Below are 22,039 nucleotides of genomic sequence, written 5' to 3' on the forward strand. Positions count from 1 at the left end.
GAGTTTATCCCCACAGTCGTTAACTGCCTGATTAGCTACTTTTAGACAGCCTAAAGTTCGCAAAATAATAAATGATTCGGCTATCTGGATCGAACGGAACCGGCGGCTCGCCCCCAATATTCATGATGATCACCCGGTTATGTCGATTTACCGCTTCCGACAGATCTACCGTCACGTCATGCCATTTTGAGAGGTCGGCGTCGTTGATCCGGAAATTGTCGGGGTTGGGTGCCCAATATTCCTGACCGTATACGCTTTCGTGGTCAAATCCCCACAGGTGGTTCAGGAACCGTGGCCAGAGCCGCTGGTACCATGAAGCGTTATGCGCTTCCAACACCGATTTTTCGGGCATATATACTTTAAACTTCAGGTATCTGTATTCCTCGAAATTATACCGGTATTGTGTCGGCAGGGCAAAGACAAACGATGCGTTACGAGCAATCATGGTCGTTTTGAGTACGTTAGCAAGCCCATCGCCGGCGGGCGCATCGCCTGGATTGCGCATTACCTCCATCCGCCAGGCACCGTCCTGGATCACGCCGTCCATGAGGAGTTTCATGGGCATGAGAGCCTCATCGGGCAGGTTGACGAGCTCAACAACGCCCGATTCCACGTACGGGCGGAGGATGTCATCCAGGCCCAACGAGTGAGGAATGTACCGTACATGCTCCAATATGCCGGTTTCCAACAGGTCTTTCAGCGTCTGTGCATTAGCCGCAGAGACATTTCCCACGTTCCGGACAAATGGCGGAAAATCACCGCCACCAACCGTAGACTGTGCACCGTTACGATCGTACTGGAGCGTCGCCATTTCAAACAGGTCGCCCCCGGTTAGGTCGAGTTGCTTCAGGCTAGAGAAATAAAAGATATCCTGCAACGAATTCACATGAATCGGAAAAACCAGTTTGGTGAATGCGGCCACCCCGTCGGCCGTAAAGGTAGTCACCCCATTGGCTTCCAATATTGCCCGTTCTACCGGTGTAAATATACTGCTGCCGGTCGGCATGTCTATCACCAACGGCTTTTCCACCAAAACGGTGTCAAGGATCGGGACGTTATTCACTTTGGGCACCACCTTGTACGTCAGCGATATCGTGGCTGGTTGTCCCGCCGGCAGATTGGCCACGAAAAAACGGGAATCCGCCTCCCGGCTACCGTTCAGCGTCTCGCCATCCTTATTGGTATAACTGAACGATAGCCCCTTATAGTCGAGCAAAACGGAAGAAAGACCATTCGGCCAATCGACCGCAGCCGAGGTGGGCGAGGCGAGTACACGTGGCGAATTGATGGCCAGGCCTGACGCATCGCTGGCGGTATAGGGAATCAGTGCAATCTCTTGCGCCACCGATCTATTGTCGAACTCGTCTACGGTATAAATCCGGAAACGGTACAACTTGGGCTGGGTAAGGTCCGTTACGTTCACCCACGATACCAGCGAATCAATGACGATCCGTTGGTCGTCATACTCCACAACGGTTTTTTTTGCTTTCCCGAGTTTAATCTTATTGGACGGAATCCGGCCGGCCTTCATCAGGTTGATCTCGACCCGCTCATACCCTATTCGGCCTACAATGGTATCATATTTGGCGGGGTATACCACTTCGCCGGAATATTCTTCCAAGCTGTCATACATGCCACTGCATGCACTTAAAAAGGTGCCAGCCAACACGACGAGATATATTATTCTGTACATCATATCAATTTTATTTTTGTTTACACAACATCGCTAGTCGACCTTACGGCCGAACAGGGTGATTTCGGACAAACAGTTGGCGTCTTCGAGCGTGTAGTTTCCGTTGAAACTCTTCACCGCCTCGTACCTAAACCAACGTGTAGGCTTGGTATACTTCGGATCATCAGGGAACATGTACGCCTCATCGCCAGCCTCGCCAGCCTGTACATACTCCAATTCGCTGAGTCCTACCGGCACGGGTATCTTGTGCTGTGAGATGAACACCCACTCATTGGTCTCCTCATCCCACACGTACATGTTATACATACCTACGTTCTCCCAGCGGTAATAGTGCCCCCTTTCGATATTGGCCAACCCACCTGAGTGCCGTTGAACGGTAACGATTCGGCTCAACTCGTAATAATCGCCCAGATCGATGATAAAATTCCACGGCATGTTGCCATCTGCCGTGCGGCCCGTGCGGCCGCGGCTACTGGTATGCATAAAATTGAGGTTATCTCCTTGGTCAATAATGCCGTCGATCACCTTGGACGACCGTCCTTCGAGGCCATCGCCGAACACCATAGGTACCCCACCGATGCTGTCGTTCGCATCAGGCAACATCCACTTAGCCTTCGGAATCTCAATATCTTCATACAACGTCAGCGAACCCTTTTCAATGTAATCACTGGTATTCCCGAACTGGTCTTCCACCCGCACACTGACCTCGACCGGGTCATCGGGCGAGAGGTAAAGGTCATTGATGAAGCGCCGGTCTATGGGGAGATTGGATGAAAACACCGTGGTTAATTGCCTCTCTTGACCGTCCAGCCGGAAATGGTAATCCACATACACGTTTACGTTTTGTTCGAGCTCATTAGTCCAGTCGACAAAAAACGAGCTGAATCCCGGCTTAACCGATATGGAAGCCGCCACGCGGCTGAACGCAGGTTCCAGTGGAATGACTGATACGACTACCGGTGCGGAGCGGTTGCCTGAGCGGTCCACGGTATACAGTGTAACTTCATGGGCCTCCGTGCTCCCGAAACCGAATACGTCTATTGAGTCGACAAAATACGACGCCGAGAAGGTATATGGTTTACCATTCTTTGCGATATAGACCGCCTCCACCTGCAATAGGTCCTCATCGGCTGGCAGGTTATAAAAAAAGCGTGCGCCACCATACAGCGGCTTTTGGTTGGTAATCGTTACTTTGCCCGGAGGTACATCGTCGGTAACGTGGCTTGCGAAGCGGTTTTCCTCTTTGCAGGATGCTGATATCAGCACAGCCATGATCATTATTACAAATATTCTAATCTTCATATCTATCCTTGTATTGGGGGATGGTTACCATCCCGGATTTTGGATCAAGTTTCCATTCGTATTCAATTCGTTCAGATCAATCGGCCATAGGTAGTCGGTTATGGTAAACCGCCTAGCCTGCTTAGCCTCAAGTACAAAGAAGGTCTCGCCGGTCGATCCGGTATGCGTCCATCCCCAAACCGGCGAGGAAAATTCGGCTACTGCGCGCTTGTGCCGCCACATGTCCCAGAAACGCTGGCCTTCGAAGGCAAGTTCAACCGAACGCTCGTCTAGTATGATATCGCGCATCCCCTCTTTCGTCAAGTGCTTATTTACCGATTTGGCTAAGGTGGCATCCGACCAAACCGTTTCGACATTTGGAATGCCCGCCCGCTCACGTACCCGATTTATGGAAGCGTACACTTCTTGGCTCGGACCGCTATATTCATTGAGGGCTTCAGCCTTCATTAAGTACAGGTCGGCCATCCGCATAATGGGGTAAGGGAATCGGATCACGCGTTGCCAGGCATTTGATTGCGACTCCGGATGTACCAGCTTCTGTATACCGATACCGGTTGTCAGGAAGTCGGTGGAATGCGTCGACGAGTTGTATCCACCATCCGCTCCATTATACATCATCGTATTGATGCGCACCGTATGCGCCCGCCAGAATCCGCCGGTTATCCCCAGATTTGCATAAAAGCGGGGTTCCCGATTGAGGTAGAGATTGATGGTTTCGGCGCCCGGTTGCATAATGCCGTTCAACTCCTCATATTCGGGATCGAGTAGGCCCGGGGTCCGGGTCAATTCGTGCATGGTATTTGTGTTGAAAGAAAGGTCTTCATCAATAGGAAGCCCGTTTCGAGTATAATAGCGTTCGGTCATCCGGTAGGTTGCTGCCATCCATTGCCAGGAAAAAGCAGCGGTATTGATAACGCCATCCCCATAGCCAGCAGGAAGCCGGATATTAGTCGAATGGGCCAGTTCGCCCTGGTTGTAGTAATCATGGTTGGAATACCCCCACACCAGCTCGCGGTTCCAGGGGTCACAAACCACCATCCGCAGGTCATAGAGCGTCTGCATGTGCTCGCGGTTCGCTTCAAATGCAGCGCGGTCATAAATAAACGGCTCCTTTTCGAACTTGTAAAGGCCTAGGCCATTCCGTTCACAAAGTGCGATGGACTCGTTGATGGCGTCGAGTGCTTGCTTCCATTTTTCACCATCGTACTGCAACGGGAAGAATGGCTGGCCGTCGTGGTCCATAAAATCGCCGAAGTACTCTTGGTTACCGTTGAAGAACGGACTCGCCCGGAAAAACAATACGCGGGCCTTGATAGCCATCGCGGATACCTGGTCTACCTGTCCCATATTACTTTCGGTCGACCGTTCGGGAAGGTTCGGAATGGCTTCATCCATCCGCGCGAGAATAAAGGCAAAGCAATCTTCCACTTTTGATCGTTGCAGGAACAGTTGTTCTTTCGTAGCTTCCGGTGTAATCATTTCGGTTGGCAGCACGATGGGACCGTACTGTTTGACCAGAAGAAAGGCATAGTATCCCTTCAAAAAGGTCACCTGCGCACTCCATTCACGCTTTTCCTGATCACCCATGTCTCGTACCAAACCGATATTCTCGAGAAATACGTCGCATTGACGGAAACCTTCGTAGAGGCTCTTCGCCCCTTCGGTCCCCGACCAAGTGCCAAGTTGCGGATTCGTGACGCTCTGTAAGCCACGCATGATGCGGATGGCCCGCATGTCGCCGGTTGCATTATTAAGATCCAGTCGTCCGACAAACTCATCGCCCAACGTCCAGGTGGTCAACGCCGTGTTGTCCATCCTAGGGATGTAACTATACACCCTTGCCAACGCTTCATAGGCGGTTTCCCGCGTATCGAAAAGGTCTTTAAGGGTCATCGTATTGTCTGGTACCACGTCGAGGTACTTCGAACAAGAAGGAGCCAACAGGGTAAAAAACGCCAAGAGCCCCACTATTGAAAATTTCTTCATCTTTATAACGATTAAAGCGATAACTGAATTCCTATATTAAAGCGTTTGTTTGGTGGATAGCGCAGCCCGCGTCTGCCCATCTCAGGATCCCAGAGCTTGAAACTGCTAACTACCCAAGGGTTCTCCATCGTCACGTAGATCCGGGTACCCTCCCCAAGGCCGAGGTGTTTCAATCCTTTGGGGCTGTACCCAAGCTCGACACTTTTCAAGCGCATAAATGAACCGTCGCGCAGCCACCATGACGATTGCTGCAGGTTGTTATTGATCGGCGTGGTGGAAAGCCGTGGCCAGAAGGCATGTACATCCGGATCGGTTTCCGTCCAGTAATCCCGCGCTACCACCTGCAGCGCATTCCGGCGGCTCACGAATGGGGCAATGCCCTCATCGTTATCATTCCCTCCACCCACACCCGGGTTGATAAAGAACGACACACGGTCATTGCCTTGGAAGAAGAACGAGAAATCAAACTGCTTAAAGCCCGCTGACAAACCAAATCCATACTGGATTTCCGGTACCGCAGGAAATCCGATGGGTACCTGGTCATTGCCGTTGATGACGCCATCACCGTTAACATCCTTATATTTGATATCACCGGCCATATACTCCCCAAAGTCCTGTCTCGGCGAATTGGCGATTTCCGCCTCATCGACGAATAGCCGCTCCGCTATCAGGCCCCACTGCTGGTTGATGTTATGGCCGAGCCGACTGAGATATTTATCCGCGTAATCACGCTCGTCAAGTTCCAGGTACTCATTTGTGGCATACGTGAAGTTGGCCCTTCCATTCAGCCAGAATTCGTTGTTAAAGAAATGCTGGTACGTGATGGACCCATCGAAGCCTTGCGACATCGCTTTTCCCACGTTGCCGCTGATACTGGCTTCGAGGCCAGCAGTGGCAGGGAAGTTCTGCCTTACCATGTAGATATTGCTCCGGATGTCGCGGAAGAAATCGCCTTCTAACCGGAGTGCATCGTTTAGCAAGCCGAGCTCGATGCCGAAGTTATATTTTTCAGATACCTCCCAGGTAATATCCGAGTTAGCATACCTGTTGATGAAGTAGCCGTTATAGGCGTTCATGAAATTGGTACCCCACCGGTAGCCGTTGGATCCACCGATGCCAATGTCCGATAGATAGAAGAACCGCCCGGCTCGATCGGCGATAGCGTCGTTTCCAACGAGCCCCCAGGTGGCACGAAGCTTCAGGGTACTGAACACGTTCTTGGTCCGTTCGAAAAAGCGTTCATTGGAGACCATCCAGCCGCCGCCAAAGGATGGGAAAAAACCATAGCGTTTCGATCCGTCGAATTTTTCCGATCCATTATAGCCATAGGCAAATTCAAAGAAATATCGGTCGTCGTAGCCGTAGGTAGCGCGTCCGGAGTTACCCATATTGCGTTCAGGTAATGTTTCGTAAATCGACGTGCTATTACCGCCAGTTAATAGCTTCTCCTCCATCATTCCGACAGTCATCAGGCTGACATTATGTTTCCCGAACAGTCTATCCCAATTGAAGCGCCCTTCGAAATAATAATGCCCATCGGCGTTCCGGCCGGGCTCTACGTTGCCAAGAAACACTGACCCGGAGTTGGGGTTCAGCTCATAAAGCGTATAGTCGCCAGTCACCTGGTTATAGTCCTGCAACGAGTAGAAAAAGGGCGCGTAGGTGCGTCTGCTGGAATAAAGCCCCCAGATGTTGGCTGATACACGGCCCTGGAATTTCAACCCTTCGGCAAGGAAATCCAAATCCTGCATCAGGGTGGCCTGGGTGGTCAGCCGGCTTTCGTTGCGGTCTTCGTACCCGCGCACCATAGACGCATAAGGGTTGGGTTTCATGCCGCCATCCACCCAGGTGTTACCGAACAGGGTGTGGCTAGCGAACTGGTTCTTTGCGTCGGGCTCATACACCGCCGGGAAATCCACCGGGTTGCTTTGCATGATCTGATGGAAAATACCTGTCGCCGACTCCCAAGGACCGTTGTAGCGCTCAAACTGCCCGGTGATACGGGTATCAAGCGTGGTCGTTGGCGTCAATTTAAATACGACATTCGAACGGATGAATGCCCGGTTGATATCGATATTATTATTGAAATTATTGCGCTGGTCCACCTTCAGCAGGCCCGACTCCTTCTCCCATCCGGCCGACACGTAATAATTGGCTACCTGGCCACCGCCAGAAAGATTGACATTCGCTTTCGTGTTGTTCGTCGACTTGTTGAATAAGGTCTCCTGCCAGTCGATATTGGGGAACAGCATGGGGTCTACGCCGTCGATGGTTGATTGAATCTGCTGCTGCGAGTAAAATGCGCCCAGCAGCGGGTCGCGGGTCATCCGTGCCTCGTTATAAAGTTGCATGTACTCCACCCCATCGAGCAGCTTGGTCATCTGCACGGGAGTGGTGACGTTAAAGTCGATGCGCGCATTCACCTGCACTGGCCCTTCTTGGCCTGACTTGGTGGTGATCATCACGATCCCGTTGGCCCCTCTGGCACCGTAAAGCACGGTGGCTGAGGCATCCTTCAGGATGGAAAAGCTCTCGATGTCGTCCGGCCGCAATCTCGCCAGTGCGTCGGTGGATGCCTCAAAACCATCGATCAGGATGAGGGGCGAGGTCTGGTAACCGAACGTCGTTACCCCGCGGATGAAGAACTGCGCATTGTCGGCGCCGGGTTCACCCGTAGTCTGAAAGGAAATCATACCCGGTATCCGGCCGGCAAATGAGCTGGTGAGGTTAGAAGACGGGATGCGTAGATCGGACGCCTTCACCGTGGTGATGGAACCCACCACGCTCGACTTTTTCTGGGTACCAAAAGCCACCACCGTGACTTCATCCAGCTGGCTTTGGTCATCATACAGGAGGATCTCCATTACATTGCGGTTTCCTACCGCCTCTTTCGCAGGCAATTTGCCCACAAACGAGAAAACCAGCGTGTCGCCCACGGCCGCCTCGATTGAAAATTCGCCATTGGCGTCCGTCTGGGCCGCAGTGGCTTTCCCCGGCACGGTCAGGCTGACCCCGGCCAGCAACGAACCGTCGGTGGCGTCTTTCACCACCCCTGAGACTTGCTTGGTCTGGGCCACGCACACCTCGTGCATCAGCAGTAAAACTAAAAATCCAATAATTCTCATAATCATATAAAAGGTTGTTAAAAAATGCGTAAACACACCGTAATCTTTGGTCACGCCAATGGCATGGCCGTGTTCTCACGGTCTTTTTTCATAAAGGCTACTTAATTCGTTTACAGGTTTATCGTTTGACTCACTTCATACGCGTTGGTTTTTAAGGCTTAAGATCTACCGTGCGGCTAATCCACGGGCGACCGGTCAATTGCATAAAAAATGCCCCCCAGCACATGGTCCAGGAAATGCTTATCCGCATAGCACTCCTCGCCATGGCCCAATGCCGTGTAGAACATCCGCCCGCCCTCAAAAGGTTTATACCACGAGATGGGGTGGTGGTCGGGGTGCCGCCCCCCGTGGTAGGTGCTTTCGTCTACGGTAAGCAGGAGGTTAAAGTCCTGATCCACCCAACGGAAGTTGTACCATTCTTCAAAATGCGTCCATTTGTGGGGCAACTTACAGGTGGAAATATGGGTGGTATCGTGCACGATGAGGGTCGCCGGCTGTGGCTCGGGATGCCCGGCGAAGTATGCCCCCACGAACCGGCCAAACCAATCCCACTCATATTCGGTGGTGGAAGCGCCATGGATGCCCACAAAACCGCCGCCGCCGCGGATGTAGTCGCGGAATGCATCCTGTTGCTCCTTATTGAATACATCGCCGCTAGAATTCAGGAAGATGATGGCCGCATATTCCTGGAGCTTCTCCGGTCGGAACCATTCCGAATCCTCGGTAGCATCCACCAGGATACCGTTCTGTTCGCACAGCTTGCTGATGGCCACAATACTTACTTCCGTGGACTCGTGGCGGTAATCGAGGGTTTTGGTAAAAATCAGTACTTTCTCGGCGGGGTCATTGCCGGATCCGGCTAACGGCACACTCCACATCAATCCAAATAGGCATATCGCCATCATCAATCGTTTACTATTCATCTGTTCCTCCAACTATTAAGTGTATATTCCATTATTCTGCCATCCCCCATCAGGGATGGGTGGTCGCTTTCAGGTACGTTAAAATCGATGCCGTCTGCGCGTCGGACAATACCCCTTTGAAGCTGGGCATGCCGTTTTTCTGCCGGCTGCCGCTCATCAGGATCGCGTCGAACTCGTCCGCCACCCGCACCTTCAGTGGCAGCAGCGACGGTGCGCGGCCACCATCGTGGCACCCCGCACAATAGGTGTAAAACAATTCTTGGCCTTGCTCAACCACCTCCCGGGGGAAGGCAGAACGGTCTACCGCCGGCACCAATTTCTCGCGGCGGTCCAGCATGGGCCTGTGGGGTACCGGCCCTCCATCCATCCGAAAAGCCACAATCCGTCCTTTATTGCCATATAGGTAGTCGGCATTGGTGGGCTGGTCGCCATTTACGCCGGCCATCACCGCTACGTATTGCACGCCATCTATCTTATAGGTCATCGGTGCAGCCACCATACTGGTCCCCACGTCAACGTTATGCAGTTCTTCGCCGGTGGAAGCATCGAACACCCGCAGGTACCCGTCTATCCCCCCCTGGAAGACCAGTCTGCCCTGCGTGGTCATCACCCCGCCGTAGCGTCGGTCAAAGCGCCAGGTATCCATCCGGTATTTCAGTGGCACTTCCCACACCACTTCGGCCTTTACAGGGTCCCACGCTTTCAGGAACGATCGCGGGGAAGCGTCGGGTTCACCCCGGGTGATTTCCTCGATCGACGGCCATTCGTCGGGGAAAGATGCACTATCGCGTACCGCCCGGAACGAAACGCCTGTATTCCACCCCTTTTCCCGCACTTGGAACGGTGCATTGACTAGGCTGTATACCTGCCCCGCCTCGTTGGTAGGGATGTAGACCAGGCCGGTTTCGGGATTGAACGCCATAGGCTGCCAGTTGTGGCCGCCCTGGCTGCTGGGAAACACGAGTTTGGGGCCCTTACTGTAGTCGCCCTTGCCGGTTTCCACCGGCTTTCCCGTTGCGAGGTCTACGTGGCTTGCCCAATTGACATATACATACGGCTCTGCCGAGAGCAGCTCGCCCGTTTCGCGGTCCAACACGTAGAAGAACCCATTCTTCGGTGCCTGCATAATCACTTTCCTGGTCTTGCCGTTCATCGGTAGCTCGGCCAAGATCATCTTTTGTGCGGTGGTATAGTCCCAGTTGTCAGCAGGCGTAGTCTGGTAGTGCCAAACCAGGCGGCCGTTGTCGGGATTTATCGCGAGGATACAATTTAAAAAAAGATTATCACCCCCGGCAGGGCTGCGCAAGTCTCTGCTCCACGGCGCCCCGTTGCTGGTACCCACATAGAGGAGATTCAGCTCGGGATCATAGGCCATTCCATCCCATGCGGTTCCGCCGAGCCCGTTTTCCCACACGCTGTTGGGGTCCCATGTTTTTGCTGCCATTTCCAGCTCCGGGTGTTCGAACCCTTTCGCTGGGTCGCCTGGCACGGTATAGAAGCGCCACGCCAGTTCGCCGGTTTTATAGTCGTAGGCGGAGATATAGCCCCGGGCATTGTATTCCGCGCCACTGTTGCCGATGACCACTAGGTTTTTCGCGATGTATGGCGCTCCGGTACTGGAGTAGCCTTTGCTCCGGTCTACTATGGCATCGGCCTTCCACACTTCGGCGCCGGTTTCGGCATCCAGCGCATATAAGTAACCATCGAGTGCCCCGACATAGACCAAGCCTTTCCACACGGCCACGCCGCGGTTCGGGCCGCCGCAACAGTGATTATCGAACGTCTCCTGCGCTACCTCGGGAATAAACGACCACCGCAGCTCGCCCGTTGCGGCATCGAGTGCATAAACGTTCCCGCGGTTTCCAGCGGTGAACATCATGCCATCAACGACTACCGGTGTCGCCTGGAAGGCGGTTTCGAAATCGATATCGTAGTGCCACGCAAACCCCAGCCGGCCCACGTTATCCTTATCGATATCGTCCAAGGGTGAATAATACGATTGCTTGTAGTCCCTTCCGCCGGTCAGCCACGATTCGGGTTCACTGTCGGCGTTGATCAAGCGGCGTTCGGTGACGTGGCCTGCGTTCCCGTCTGGATTTGACCCGTTAGATGACAAGCAGCCGACAAAAGCGCCCAATAGCGGCAAGATCATCAATGGGTGTAAGACTTTTAAGCGTTGGCTTTTCATTGTTCTTTTTTTTGGTGTTGTTCGATCATTTTGAGCAACTCCGCCACCGCCCTTTCGGCATATACGACGTCGTTGATATTTGCATCCACTTCGATGACGCGGATGGACGGGTCCAGGCTCCCCTTCAATGCATCGACAAACGATTGATCGGCCGCGGGATCCCAGAACACCTGGGGCTCCTGCTTTTCGTTGACGGAATCGAGCATCGAGTAGCCCTTCATCGGGATGATGAACCGGGTTTCTCCCTTGGCGGTGTTTGCCTTTTGCGCGAAAATCTCGCCCATTTGGCGATTTTCCTCCGGCGTGGTCCGCATCAACGTGACGTTGGGATTCCACTGGTAAAATAAGCGGTCATTGTACCGCGGAGGGACCGTTTCGGGGCTCCCGAAATTACACATATCGATGCAGCCGGGCGCGATAAGGTGCGGAATGCCCGCTATACCCGGGGCGTCCAGTCGTGATGTGCCCGCATCGAATACGCCGCCACACAATGTGTCGGCCCATTCGGTGGTGGTGAGATCGAGTACGGCGTCGATAAAGCCTTCTTTGACGAGCTTTTCCATCATCCGGCCGCCAGTGCCGGTTGCGTGGAACACCAGCACATCGAACCCGGCCGTTTCCAGCATGACCCTGCACCGGTCGATGCATGCGGTGGTGTTGCCGAACATGGTGGCGGCAACCACGGGTTTATCTTTACTGACGGTCACCTCCGTTTGGAGCATACCCATCAGCGCCGCTACCGCCCGGGTGATGAATACCCTGCTGATGGGATTGATGCCAGAGATATCGGTGAGTGCGGGGAACAGCACGATATCACTAATACCCAAATAAGGAGCTACATTGCCCGAGGCTACGGTCGAGATGCATATTTTCGGCACCCCGACAGGCAAGCCGCGCATGGCGGCCGTGACGATATTGGTACCGGCGGTGCCCCCCATCCCGATGATGGCATCGAACCCTTCATCTGCATACAAGCGTTCCACGATGGTACTAATTCCTTTCGATACGGCAGCGATGGCTTTCCCGCGGTCGTTTGCTGCACGGAGCGCCTCCAGTTCGGCTCCCCCGGCCTTGGCGACCGTCTCGACAGGGATGTCGATACGGAACAGATCGGTGGCTTTCATGATGCCGGTATTGATGGTCACCACGTCGAAACCCGGATTTGCCTGCAGCTGGTCGATCAGGAATTTATACTCGGCGGCCTTGGTGTCGAAAGTACCGACGACGGCGATCCGTTTAGCCATGTTTGGCCTCCTTCCTCCCCAGGATCATCTGGTTGAACTTACGCACCTGCGCCGTTATGGCGGTTTCCGTTGGTAACCGTTCCATCGAACTCGCGCCGTAAAATCCATCGACCCCCTTTACGCGATCCAGAATATACTGGGCATCCTCTGGCTGCGCGATCGGACCACCATGGCAAAGCACAATGATTTCGCTGTTTATATTCTTGCAGGTATCAACGATTGCCTGTATTTCCACGATACATTCCTCGAGGGTTTTGGCGGTGATGGCCCCGATCTTACCCGTGGTGGTGAGCCCCATATGTGCAACGATGATATCGGCGCCGGCTTCCACCATCAAATGGGCCTCCTCTACGTTAAATACGTAGGGTGTGGTTAACATATCCAGGTTATGAGCGGCGTGGATACATTCCACTTCCTTCTGGAATGACATCCCCGTTTCTTCTAGGTTTGCCCTGAAACTGCCGTCTATCAGCCCTACCGTCGGGAAATTCTGTATCCCGGCAATCCCCATTTCTTTCAGGTCTTTCAGGAATGCTGTTCGCAACATAAACGGATCAGTGCCGCATACACCCGCCAGGATAGGGGTATATTCAACCGCGGGCAGGATTTCATAGGCCATTTCTTTGACCACTTCATTGGCGTTGCCATAGGGCAGCAATCCCGCTAACGAACCCCTTCCGGCCATTCTGTAACGACCCGAGTTATAAATCACGATGAGGTCGATACCCCCGGCTTCCTCGCATTGAGCGGATATGCCCGTCCCCGCTCCCGCGCCGATAATGGGTTTTCCCTCGGCTATTTTCTTTTTAAAATTTGCAATAATTTCCTGTCTCGATAATTCGTTCATGCTGGTTCTGTTTACAATGTTACCCCGGAAAGGCAAACTCCATTCCGTTTTAGGTCAATAAAAAAATAATCTCATTAAAATACTAATTTACAGTGCATTAAAATTTAATATTTTTAAAATTTTAATATGGAAGTATATAAATTTAAATTAATTATGTTACCTTTGGAAACAATAGTGTAACCCTAGTAACTTTTTTTTTAAAACTGCTAATTCATGCCGTCACTGAAACAGTTGATACAAACGGATTCCCGAACGGCTTCGCCAATCATATCGGTCGTTGCCGGGAATGGCCGTGTAGCCAAATCGTCAATTTCATCCGGAGCCGACCTGATTATCGCCCTAAATGCGGGGTTATACCGTCACATGGGTTATGGTTCGCTGACCTCCTTCATGCCCTTTCACAACGCCAATGACCAGACCGAACAATTATTGCGACGGCATATCCTTCCTCATACGAGCAATGTCCCGGTCGTCGCCGGCGTATTTTCATCGGATCCCACGCGACCGTTATCTGCGCGGTTCTCCCGGCTGAAGGAGCTGGGCATTGAAGGTGTAACCAACTGGCCGGCGATCGGCTTTTTTGACGGTGCATTCCGCGCACATTTGGAAGACGCGGGATTAGGCATTGCCAATGAAATCGAAATGCTTAAACAGGCAAAAAACCGAGGCTTTGTTACCTTTGGCTTTGTTTTATCGGCCGACGATGCCTACTCGTTTGCGAAAAGCGGCGTGGACGCCCTCATCCTCAACGTGGGTATTACCTCTGAGCTTGAAGACATCATTGAAAAACGCAATCAGTTACAACTGTCGATTACGAAAGGGAAGGATATGTTAGCTCACGCACACAAGTCGGGCAATAAGCCCTTTTCGCTCGTATATGGAGGCGCGATAACCGAGCCGGAAGATTTCGCTGCATTTCTTGACCAGGTTCCGATTGACGGCTATGCCGGCGGGTCTGCGTTTGAGCGCTTCCCACTTAGCGAAGCGATAGACACGCGGGTAGGAAGTTTTAAGGATGTTGTCTTATATCATCTCGGAAAAAGCCGCCACGCTAAATTCGGACAGTTAATCGGTTCTTCCAAGGCGATGAAGGACCTATTCAAACTCATTCAAAAAATAGCCCCTTACGACGTGAACGTTTGTATTGACGGAGAATCAGGCACGGGAAAAGAACTAGTAGCCAACCAAATACACGCGCTCAGTCCAAGAAAGAAAAACCCGTTCATCACCGTTAATTGTGGGGCCATTCCGGACACGCTAATCGAAAGCGAATTTTTCGGTTATGAGAAGGGCGCATTCACCGGTGCGGTATTCCAGAAGCCCGGAAAATTTGAACTTGCCGACAAGGGCACGCTCTTTCTCGACGAGATTGCCGATTTGAGCCTGCATGCCCAAGCGGCACTTCTTCGGGTTATCCAGCAAGGGGAGGTCGTCCGTCTGGGTGGGCAAAAGCCGATTTCTGTTGACGTTCGGATTGTCTGCGCATCCAACCAGAACCTCGCAAAATTGGTTCAGGAAAACAAATTCAGGGTCGATCTTTATTTCCGGTTAAGCGCCATTGTAGTTAAAATTCCGCCCTTGCGGGATCGAAAAAGTGATATTCCACTATTGGTGGCTAACCAGCTCGACAAATTATCTCTGAAATTTGACAAAAAGTTCGTGGGTACAACAACGGCATTTATGGAACAGCTCAAAGCCCATTCCTGGCCCGGCAATGTCCGTGAGCTTGAGCAGGTGATTACCCGGCATGCCATCATTGAAGAGAAACCGGTTCTGGAAGGAGACCCGACGCTATTGCCTGACCTTATTGACACGCCGCCAACCAGTCCGTTTAACAAAAGCCGTGCAGCCCAAAAAGCGCTGGATGAAGCTGGACAAAACAAAACGAAAGCGGCGGCATCGTTAGGCATTAGCCGCAAAACACTTTATCAGTGGCTAAGCTCGGACGGCAGATTGGTATAACGGACTGACGTTCAACACCAAAATGAATTTGAAGTTCACCGGAATGCCGGCTCTCCCGTGTAAGCACACAAAAAGCCTTCCAGTTGATTCTACCGGAAGACTTTAATGAGTAGCTTGCGGCGGCTATTTATATTTACGCCACTTCTGAAAGTACTACCGAAAAAAACAGTCTATTTCTTGATAACCGATGACCTAGCCTTACCTAGGTTGCCGCCATATCCTAACTCTTTTTTGACAGCTCCTTCACGGCGTGGTCTACGGCTCGTGCGGTCAGTGCCATGTAGGTGAGCGTCGGATTCTGCGTTGCCGTGGACGTCATACACGCCCCGTCCGTCACGTAGACGTTTTTACATAAGTGCAGCTGGTTCCATTTATTCAACAGTGAAGTCCTCGGGTCGTGCCCCATGCGGATACCGCCCATCTCATGGATGTCGTTACCTGGCCGCCGGCCATCGTCCTGGGTCTTAATGTTGGTGAATCCCGCGGTCTCATACATTTCCGTCATTTGCTCGTAGTAGTCTTGCCGGCGCTGCCAGTCGTCGTCGGCATAGTCAACAGACACATGCAATAACGGTACCCCCCATTTATCTTTCTTGTCCGTGTCGAGCCATACGCGGTTATGTTCTTTGGGGATGGTCTCTGCCATCATGTGCGAATGCACGCGCCAGTTGCTCCACGTTCCGTTAAGCAGACCGTGTTTCAATTCGCTACCGATGCCGCTGCTGTTGCGGTTTTCATACCGGCTGGCTCCGAATGCTGCTGCCCAGCCGCGTAGGAAATCGACCTCCTGCCTTTCCACATTCCTGAAGTTAGGGATGTATCCGCCACCCGCAGGGTTTCGCCCATCCGTCCGGTATTCGAGCAACCCGTCATACTCGGCACTGATCCGTGCGGTATAATTATGGAAGGCCACAAATTTACCCATCAGCCCGTTGTCATTCCCCAACCCATCCGGAAATCGGTCCGAAACCGAGTTGAGCAAAATAACGTTTGTATTCAACGTCGACGCATTGACAAAAATGACCTTGGCATAGAAATCCATCTCTTCCAGCGATTCGGCATCAATCACCTTTACACCGGTCGCCCTGCCGGACTCTTTATCGTACAATACCGAATGCGCCACCGAATGGGGGCGGAGTGTGAGGTTGCCCGTCTTTTGCGCCCACGGTATGGTGGACGAGTTGCTGCTGAAATAGCCACCAAACGGGCAGCCGCGCTGGCAAAGCTTCCGGTGCTGGCACTGTACCCGCCCCTGTTGAATATGTATGGGTTGGGGTTGCGATAGATGTGCACAGCGTGCGCTGATGATGTGGCGGCCTTTATAGTGCTTGTTTACCACATTGCGGAAATGGTCTTCCACGGCGTTCAGCGGATACCCCGGCAGGAATTCCCCATCGGGCAGCGTTGCCAGCCCGTCCCTATCGCCGGCAATACCTACAAAACGTTCCACGTGGCTATACCAAGGGGCGATATCGGCGTACCGGATAGGCCAGTCAACCGCAAAGCCGTCGCGGGCAGGGCCCTCGAAATCATATTCGCTCCACCGCTGTGTCTGCCGCGCCCACAATAACGATTTGCCTCCCACCTGGTAGCCTCTTATCCAATCGAAATCCTTCTCCTGGATATACGGATGCTCTTCGTCCTTCACAAAAAAATGCTGTGAATCTTCTTTATAAGCATAACACCTATTGGCGATGGGATTGGCCATTTTGTCTGCATGGGTTGTTTCGCCCCGATATTTCAATTCGTAAGGATACAGGTTCGTGGTTGGGTAATCTTTTACGTGAACCACGTCGCGGCCCCGTTCCAGCAGTAAGGTTTTCATCCCCTTCTCGGTCAACTCCTTAGCAGCCCACCCACCGCTTGCACCGGATCCGATCACGATGGCGTCAAATGTCCGCTCCTTCACATTGTCTATTACAAGGTTTGCCATGTTTATTGTTGTTGTTCTACTTAACCGGTTGCACCATCTGCCTTTCCCATCGGAAAGTAACCATCATATCTCCCCGGCGCCAACTCGTACTTGACCAGGTTTGTCATCACATATTCGGAATTCATATATCCTTGGATGGCGCGTCTTTTTACCAGCGAGAAAAAAGTGTCTACGGAATCAACTTCTGCCTCACCGATACGTTTCAACAGCGCTTCGCGCTCGTCCTTTCCGGCATCCTCGAAAGGACCGCCGAGTTCTTCCTGGGCCCACCCCTCGAATGCCCGCAATCCTTCCATGAATGATTGCTGGTCTTCCGGTCCGTGGCAGTCGTCTATCATTTTCAGCACGAACAGGTGCAACAACAAAGCCTTGCCGCCCGGCGTGTCGGTTTCCGGGATAAGCGTTTCAACGAGCGCTTCCAATGAAGCTTCGTCTTTCTCATTCACTGTTAAATTGGCCAGCTCAATGCTCGGCCGGCCCGATTGCCTGAAACACGCTGGAAGCACCAGTGTGCCCCCCGCGATATATAACATCGTGCGTATGGAAGCTCTACGATTCATATGTCTCTTGATTTAACTAGCTGCAAATTTACATTATCTCCACGAGCAAACATCCACTTATGGAGTAGGTAAAACCAATACTTGTTTTTCTTTCAGCAACTCCTTTGCAAGTGTTGCATATGCCACATCCTGCACAGCTGTTCCGTTATCGATGGCCAGTGAAGCCGCCAATGCCACGCTTTGGCCGAGTATCATGAATACCGGTTCCATGCGTATACTGCCGAAGGCAATGTGCGAACTCGACATACATACCGGCACAAGCAAGTTCGTACATTCTTCCCGTTTCGGAATCAATGCGCCATACGAAATCTGGTAGGGCCCTTTCGCGGGATGTACGCCAATATCACCTTCGTTCTGCACAAAGCCATCGGGTTTTATATACCGTTGTACGTTATGCGAATCAAGCGTATAGGAACCCATTCCCACGGGGTCGGTAACCTCACGTTCGCTGAATGTATCATGCTCGGTCATTATATACTGGCCCACCATCCGGCGAGCCTCCCTGATGTACAACTGATGGGGCCAGTTTCCATTGTCTGTAAACTCGTCTTTAGCCAATCCCCATTGTGCCATTTCATCCCGCACCTCCGCGGGTACTTTGGGATCGTTTGCCAGAAAATACATTAAGCCCTGCTGGTAGTCTTCGTGTTCTTGGATAATCTGCTTACGCCGCTCGTAGCTGGCCGTTGGATAATCGTAGTTCATCCCGATAAAGTCCGTGCTGAACGGACCGTGGTTGTTTGTGTCCGTTTTCCGGTTCGGAATCGGATCGAACTTCTGGAACGTTTCCCGCCATCCTGAAGCGAACACCCGTGCGAGCAGCTCGTAGTTTTCGGGATTGTAATTATCAGGTTTGGGGAATGGTACCCGGTTTTCGGGGTGATTGCTCAGGCACATCCGGAAGCAATAGGCTTGCACCCGGTGGTCACCGGCCCCGTATTCGCCGGGATGCTCACCAGATACGCCGTACAGCAGTCCACTCGTGCTGTCGCCGGGTACTTTATATGGACTGATATTTGAGGCGAACCAGTGCTTGTGGTGCAGCACCCCAGTTTGCACGCCATTCCATTGCTCGCCATAAGTAGCGTTTGCCTCCCGGCCTACGTGGTAGCTCACGTCAGCCGCGGCTATAAGGTCTCCCTCATAGGTCGCATCGATAAACATTTTGCCCTTATAGGTATTTCCGCTAAGCGTGGTGAGCGACACGATGCGGCCATTCCGCTTCCTCACACCACGTTCGCGATCAAGCCATTCGTTCCGCCGTACATCCAGCTGAAACTCCTTCACATAATCCTCGAAAACCTTTTCAGCGACATGGGGTTCAAAGATCCACATGGTCCGGGCATCCCCATCCATGGCCGGAGTGCCTTGACCTTTATTGCCGTATTCCTCTTGCTTTTGCCAGCGCCATGCCGCACTGTGTTGGTAATGCATATAAACTCGGTGGTAAAAATCGCGCGCCAGACCTCCGATTACCGACTTATTTCCGGTGTCGGTGAAACCCAGGCCACCCGAAGACAACCCACCAAGATGTTTGTCGGGCGAAACGACAATTACAGACTTACCCGATTTCTTCAATTGTACGGCCGCGGTGATCGCCGCAGAGGTACCGCCATAAACGATAACATCGGCTTCCTCCGTTTTCCCCTCGGTACCCCGAACAGGAGTGGTGAAGGTGAGCGAAACAATTAACATACTAATGAACCCAACCATAGACTATTTGCTGTTTATAATTACTAAACATATGAACTAAACACCCATTACCTATTTATATTCCAACCACGTTGTCGCCTTGCAATCTGTATCCGCCTCAAACCGTATCCATCGCGCTTGAAACGCATCGGGAAATTGGTAATCAAATGTCTCACCGGGATTAACTGCTATTTCCATATAGTCCATCCAAGGGCCATGGCCAACGGGTTCAACCTGTAATTTAAACATCACAGCAACGGGTTGGTCGTGTGAAATCTCCAAGTGCTTCTCGTCGTAAAAGCCAATTAGATACGGATCCGATGGTATATGCTTAGTCACCTGTGTCTCTTTCCACGGGCCGCCCTGCCCGGTTGGTTTTCCCAGTTCCCAGAGGTCGTCAATGGCCCCTACCCATACGCTCGCCTTTCCATCTGCAGAAGAGATGATGTGCTCATTGGCCTGGCGGTTTTTATCGATTCCTGTCATCACGAGCAGCCCCCTGTACGACGCATAGTCATGAACGGCCAGTCCATGCGATGCAACCGAACGGACTTTCGCAAACCCATCTGCATTTTCGGCAGGCAATTCGTAAAATGTCCCGTGTAGGTTCAGCAGATCCCGTTCGGTAGCCACCTCCCGGCAGATTCTCAGTTTGCCACTTTCCGTGAGTTCGGTATACGCCTCCGCACCCCGCGGTAAGCGCCATCGCCTTCCGCTGTCATCTACCACCAAAATGGACGATTCTTCAACCGTTATCACATCTCTTGGAATCGTAAAGTTTTGCCTAATGAAAGCTGCGGTTTCCGTATCTTCTTTTTTCACGAGGTTCATTTCGCCATCTAGCTCGTAGTAGCCTGCTTCCGACGTCTCACCATTGGATGTATTCGTAGCGAGTATGCCGAGCGCGCGCCGATCATCTCCCAAACCGTACAGTAGCCCACCCATTACCGGTGCATCTGAATCGGCCATTGCCATGCCATCAAACAACCTGCTCTCGCCCGATGGGTACCGTGCATGATCGGTATAAGAAAAATGAGCGGTTGCTTTGGTATCGCCATCACTCGTTATCCGAATCCACTCACCAGCTTCATTCTTCTCAAAAACCAAATCAACAGCCTCGCCCGCTTTTAGTTTGACCGTTTTGAGCGGGGTCCAATTTCCATTTCCTACGTTATCTATTTCAAAGAGAAGCGAAATGGGCTTATCCCCTTCATTAGCCACCCAAACGGACCGGCTTGCCCACCCGGCAAATAAAAACGGCTCCGAAGGCTCATTGGCACTCACGTTTTCTGAAAGCCACACGGATCCCCCTGCGGTATTAGGCCCTAAGTTATCGGGTTTATCCACGCTGGTAAACCATAAATTGGAATTCGATTGCCCGGGCCCTTCAATTCCGCCTTTTATTTTCCGTTTGTTCAAGAACTCCTTCTGTGCCGAGTCGTCACATCCGAACACCAGCTGATCCTGCCACCGTGTATAATCACCGATTACTTTCAAGTACGCTGACCGTGGCCGTATGCCGGCACTGTTTGCCGGTGTAAACGATCCGGGAAACCGCCAGAACATCCCGTGCATGGTCATTAGGTAATCGGGGTTACTTTCGGTACCAACGTCTCGGATACGCGGCCATTCGGTGTTCCACCCGTGCGCACCGTCGTAGGAGTGGCTTGCTTTGGGGAGGCGATAGAAGGACCATCCTGATTCGGGTGCACGCACACCCAAGATTACGGATTTATGGTCCCATCCGGTTACCCATATCGGGTCGGTCTCTGGGTTTGCGTTCCCATAAACTCCGCCCGGGCCAGTTACTTCCACAAACTGGTTCCGCCTAACCGTGGTCCACTCTTTGCCATCCCATTCAGACAACGAGCCGGATTCGATGTCAAACTGGCGAAGAGCCTCACTTGTGGCTTCTCCGTTGTTCGAATAGACCATAACGCCTTGTCCGGAATATAGGCCCTTGCCATGCGCACCGGGAAGCAGGTGGGCTTCTTGCCCCATTTCTCCCTCCTTCCGGCTTACATTTCCATCCTCATACAGCGTATCCACATGATACGAATGAACGTCTACCGCATAAAACCCTTCTTCCATGGTACCGTAATATATCTTGTTTGCCGGATCGGTTAAATGCCGGGCGATACCTGTGTGCCGGCCGGGCATAACAGTGTAGGGAATCGCACGCACATCGGCCTCCGAATCAATGGCATACGGCCCGATGAACAGCTGGTTGCTTTCGCGATGAATCATCCGGTTTGCCGGCGTTCCGCCAATACTTTCTTCCCGTACGATCTGATCGAGGTCGGGAGTTATTTCATACAATTTGTCGGATGAGCCGAAAGGCTGGTGGGGACCGTAAGTGATCACCCATAGCCTATCTGCCCAGGGCATTACCGCCCCGGTACCACATTCGCCTTCGTTATTGTAGTAGGCTAAATGTGGGTAAATACCGCTAAAAGCGGGATAATCAGCGGTAGAAGTCAATGTCTTATTTGTCCCAACGCAGCCTAGTAACAACGCAACTGGTAAAAGAGTTATGATTATATTTCTCATCTAATTTTTTTCTGTTATTGGCTGATGAGCGCTC

13 protein-coding genes are annotated in these 22,039 nt (G+C 52.2%); 1 reads left to right on the forward strand and 12 read right to left on the reverse strand.

What is annotated here, in order from left to right; all coding sequences use genetic code 11:
• Window positions 1-31 precede the first annotated feature (31 nt).
• From VNQ80_RS05860 to VNQ80_RS05895, 8 genes are all read right to left on the reverse strand, one after another.
• Window positions 32-1,696, reverse strand: a complete 1,665-nt coding sequence (locus VNQ80_RS05860) for a DUF4998 domain-containing protein (RefSeq protein ID WP_325636525.1) — start codon at window positions 1,694-1,696, stop codon at window positions 32-34.
• Between the two features lie 30 nt (window positions 1,697-1,726).
• On the reverse strand, window positions 1,727-2,995 hold the full coding sequence (locus VNQ80_RS05865; protein ID WP_325636526.1) for a DUF4959 domain-containing protein: 1,269 nt from the start codon (window positions 2,993-2,995) through the stop codon (window positions 1,727-1,729).
• A 24-nt stretch (window positions 2,996-3,019) separates the two neighbouring features.
• On the reverse strand, window positions 3,020-4,981 hold the full coding sequence (locus tag VNQ80_RS05870; protein ID WP_325636527.1) for a RagB/SusD family nutrient uptake outer membrane protein: 1,962 nt from the start codon (window positions 4,979-4,981) through the stop codon (window positions 3,020-3,022).
• An 11-nt stretch (window positions 4,982-4,992) separates the two neighbouring features.
• The gene (locus VNQ80_RS05875; protein ID WP_325636528.1) at window positions 4,993-8,106 is read right to left on the reverse strand and encodes a TonB-dependent receptor; all 3,114 of its coding nucleotides are present in this window, start codon (window positions 8,104-8,106) and stop codon (window positions 4,993-4,995) included.
• A 176-nt stretch (window positions 8,107-8,282) separates the two neighbouring features.
• Window positions 8,283-9,029, reverse strand: a complete 747-nt coding sequence (locus tag VNQ80_RS05880; RefSeq protein ID WP_325636529.1) for a ThuA domain-containing protein — start codon at window positions 9,027-9,029, stop codon at window positions 8,283-8,285.
• 49 nt (window positions 9,030-9,078) lie between these two features.
• On the reverse strand, window positions 9,079-11,217 hold the full coding sequence (locus VNQ80_RS05885; protein WP_325636530.1) for a PQQ-dependent dehydrogenase, methanol/ethanol family: 2,139 nt from the start codon (window positions 11,215-11,217) through the stop codon (window positions 9,079-9,081).
• A complete protein-coding gene (locus VNQ80_RS05890; protein WP_325636531.1) occupies window positions 11,214-12,461 on the reverse strand; it encodes a Tm-1-like ATP-binding domain-containing protein in 1,248 nt (415 codons plus the stop codon). The genes VNQ80_RS05885 and VNQ80_RS05890 overlap by 4 nt, the downstream gene beginning before the upstream one ends.
• A complete protein-coding gene (locus tag VNQ80_RS05895) occupies window positions 12,454-13,308 on the reverse strand; it encodes a phosphoenolpyruvate hydrolase family protein (protein WP_325636532.1) in 855 nt (284 codons plus the stop codon). The genes VNQ80_RS05890 and VNQ80_RS05895 overlap by 8 nt, the downstream gene beginning before the upstream one ends.
• Before the next feature lie 213 nt (window positions 13,309-13,521).
• Here VNQ80_RS05895 and VNQ80_RS05900 point away from each other — a divergent pair, with 213 nt between their 5' ends.
• Window positions 13,522-15,270 carry a phosphoenolpyruvate hydrolase family protein gene (locus VNQ80_RS05900; protein WP_325636533.1) on the forward strand — a complete coding sequence of 583 codons (1,749 nt, stop codon included), beginning with the start codon at window positions 13,522-13,524 and terminating at the stop codon, window positions 15,268-15,270.
• Between the two features lie 220 nt (window positions 15,271-15,490).
• Here VNQ80_RS05900 and VNQ80_RS05905 read toward each other — a convergent pair whose 3' ends face one another.
• Genes VNQ80_RS05905 through VNQ80_RS05920 form a run of 4 tightly spaced genes read right to left on the reverse strand, consistent with a single transcriptional unit; the run spans window position 15,491 to window position 22,005 of the window.
• On the reverse strand, window positions 15,491-17,203 hold the full coding sequence (locus VNQ80_RS05905; RefSeq protein WP_325636534.1) for a GMC family oxidoreductase: 1,713 nt from the start codon (window positions 17,201-17,203) through the stop codon (window positions 15,491-15,493).
• A gap of 20 nt (window positions 17,204-17,223) precedes the next feature.
• Complete coding sequence (locus tag VNQ80_RS05910) at window positions 17,224-17,763, reverse strand: gluconate 2-dehydrogenase subunit 3 family protein (RefSeq protein WP_325636535.1); 540 nt, start codon at window positions 17,761-17,763, stop codon at window positions 17,224-17,226.
• A 57-nt stretch (window positions 17,764-17,820) separates the two neighbouring features.
• A complete protein-coding gene (locus VNQ80_RS05915; protein ID WP_325636536.1) occupies window positions 17,821-19,476 on the reverse strand; it encodes an FAD-dependent oxidoreductase in 1,656 nt (551 codons plus the stop codon).
• 51 nt (window positions 19,477-19,527) lie between these two features.
• Window positions 19,528-22,005 (reverse strand): hypothetical protein, encoded by a 2,478-nt coding sequence (locus VNQ80_RS05920; protein WP_325636537.1) that lies wholly within the window; start codon window positions 22,003-22,005, stop codon window positions 19,528-19,530.
• Between the last annotated feature and the right edge of the window lie 34 nt (window positions 22,006-22,039).

Origin of the sequence: Parapedobacter sp. (genome assembly GCF_035556095.1) — a bacterium.
Lineage (GTDB): Bacteria > Bacteroidota > Bacteroidia > Sphingobacteriales > Sphingobacteriaceae > Parapedobacter.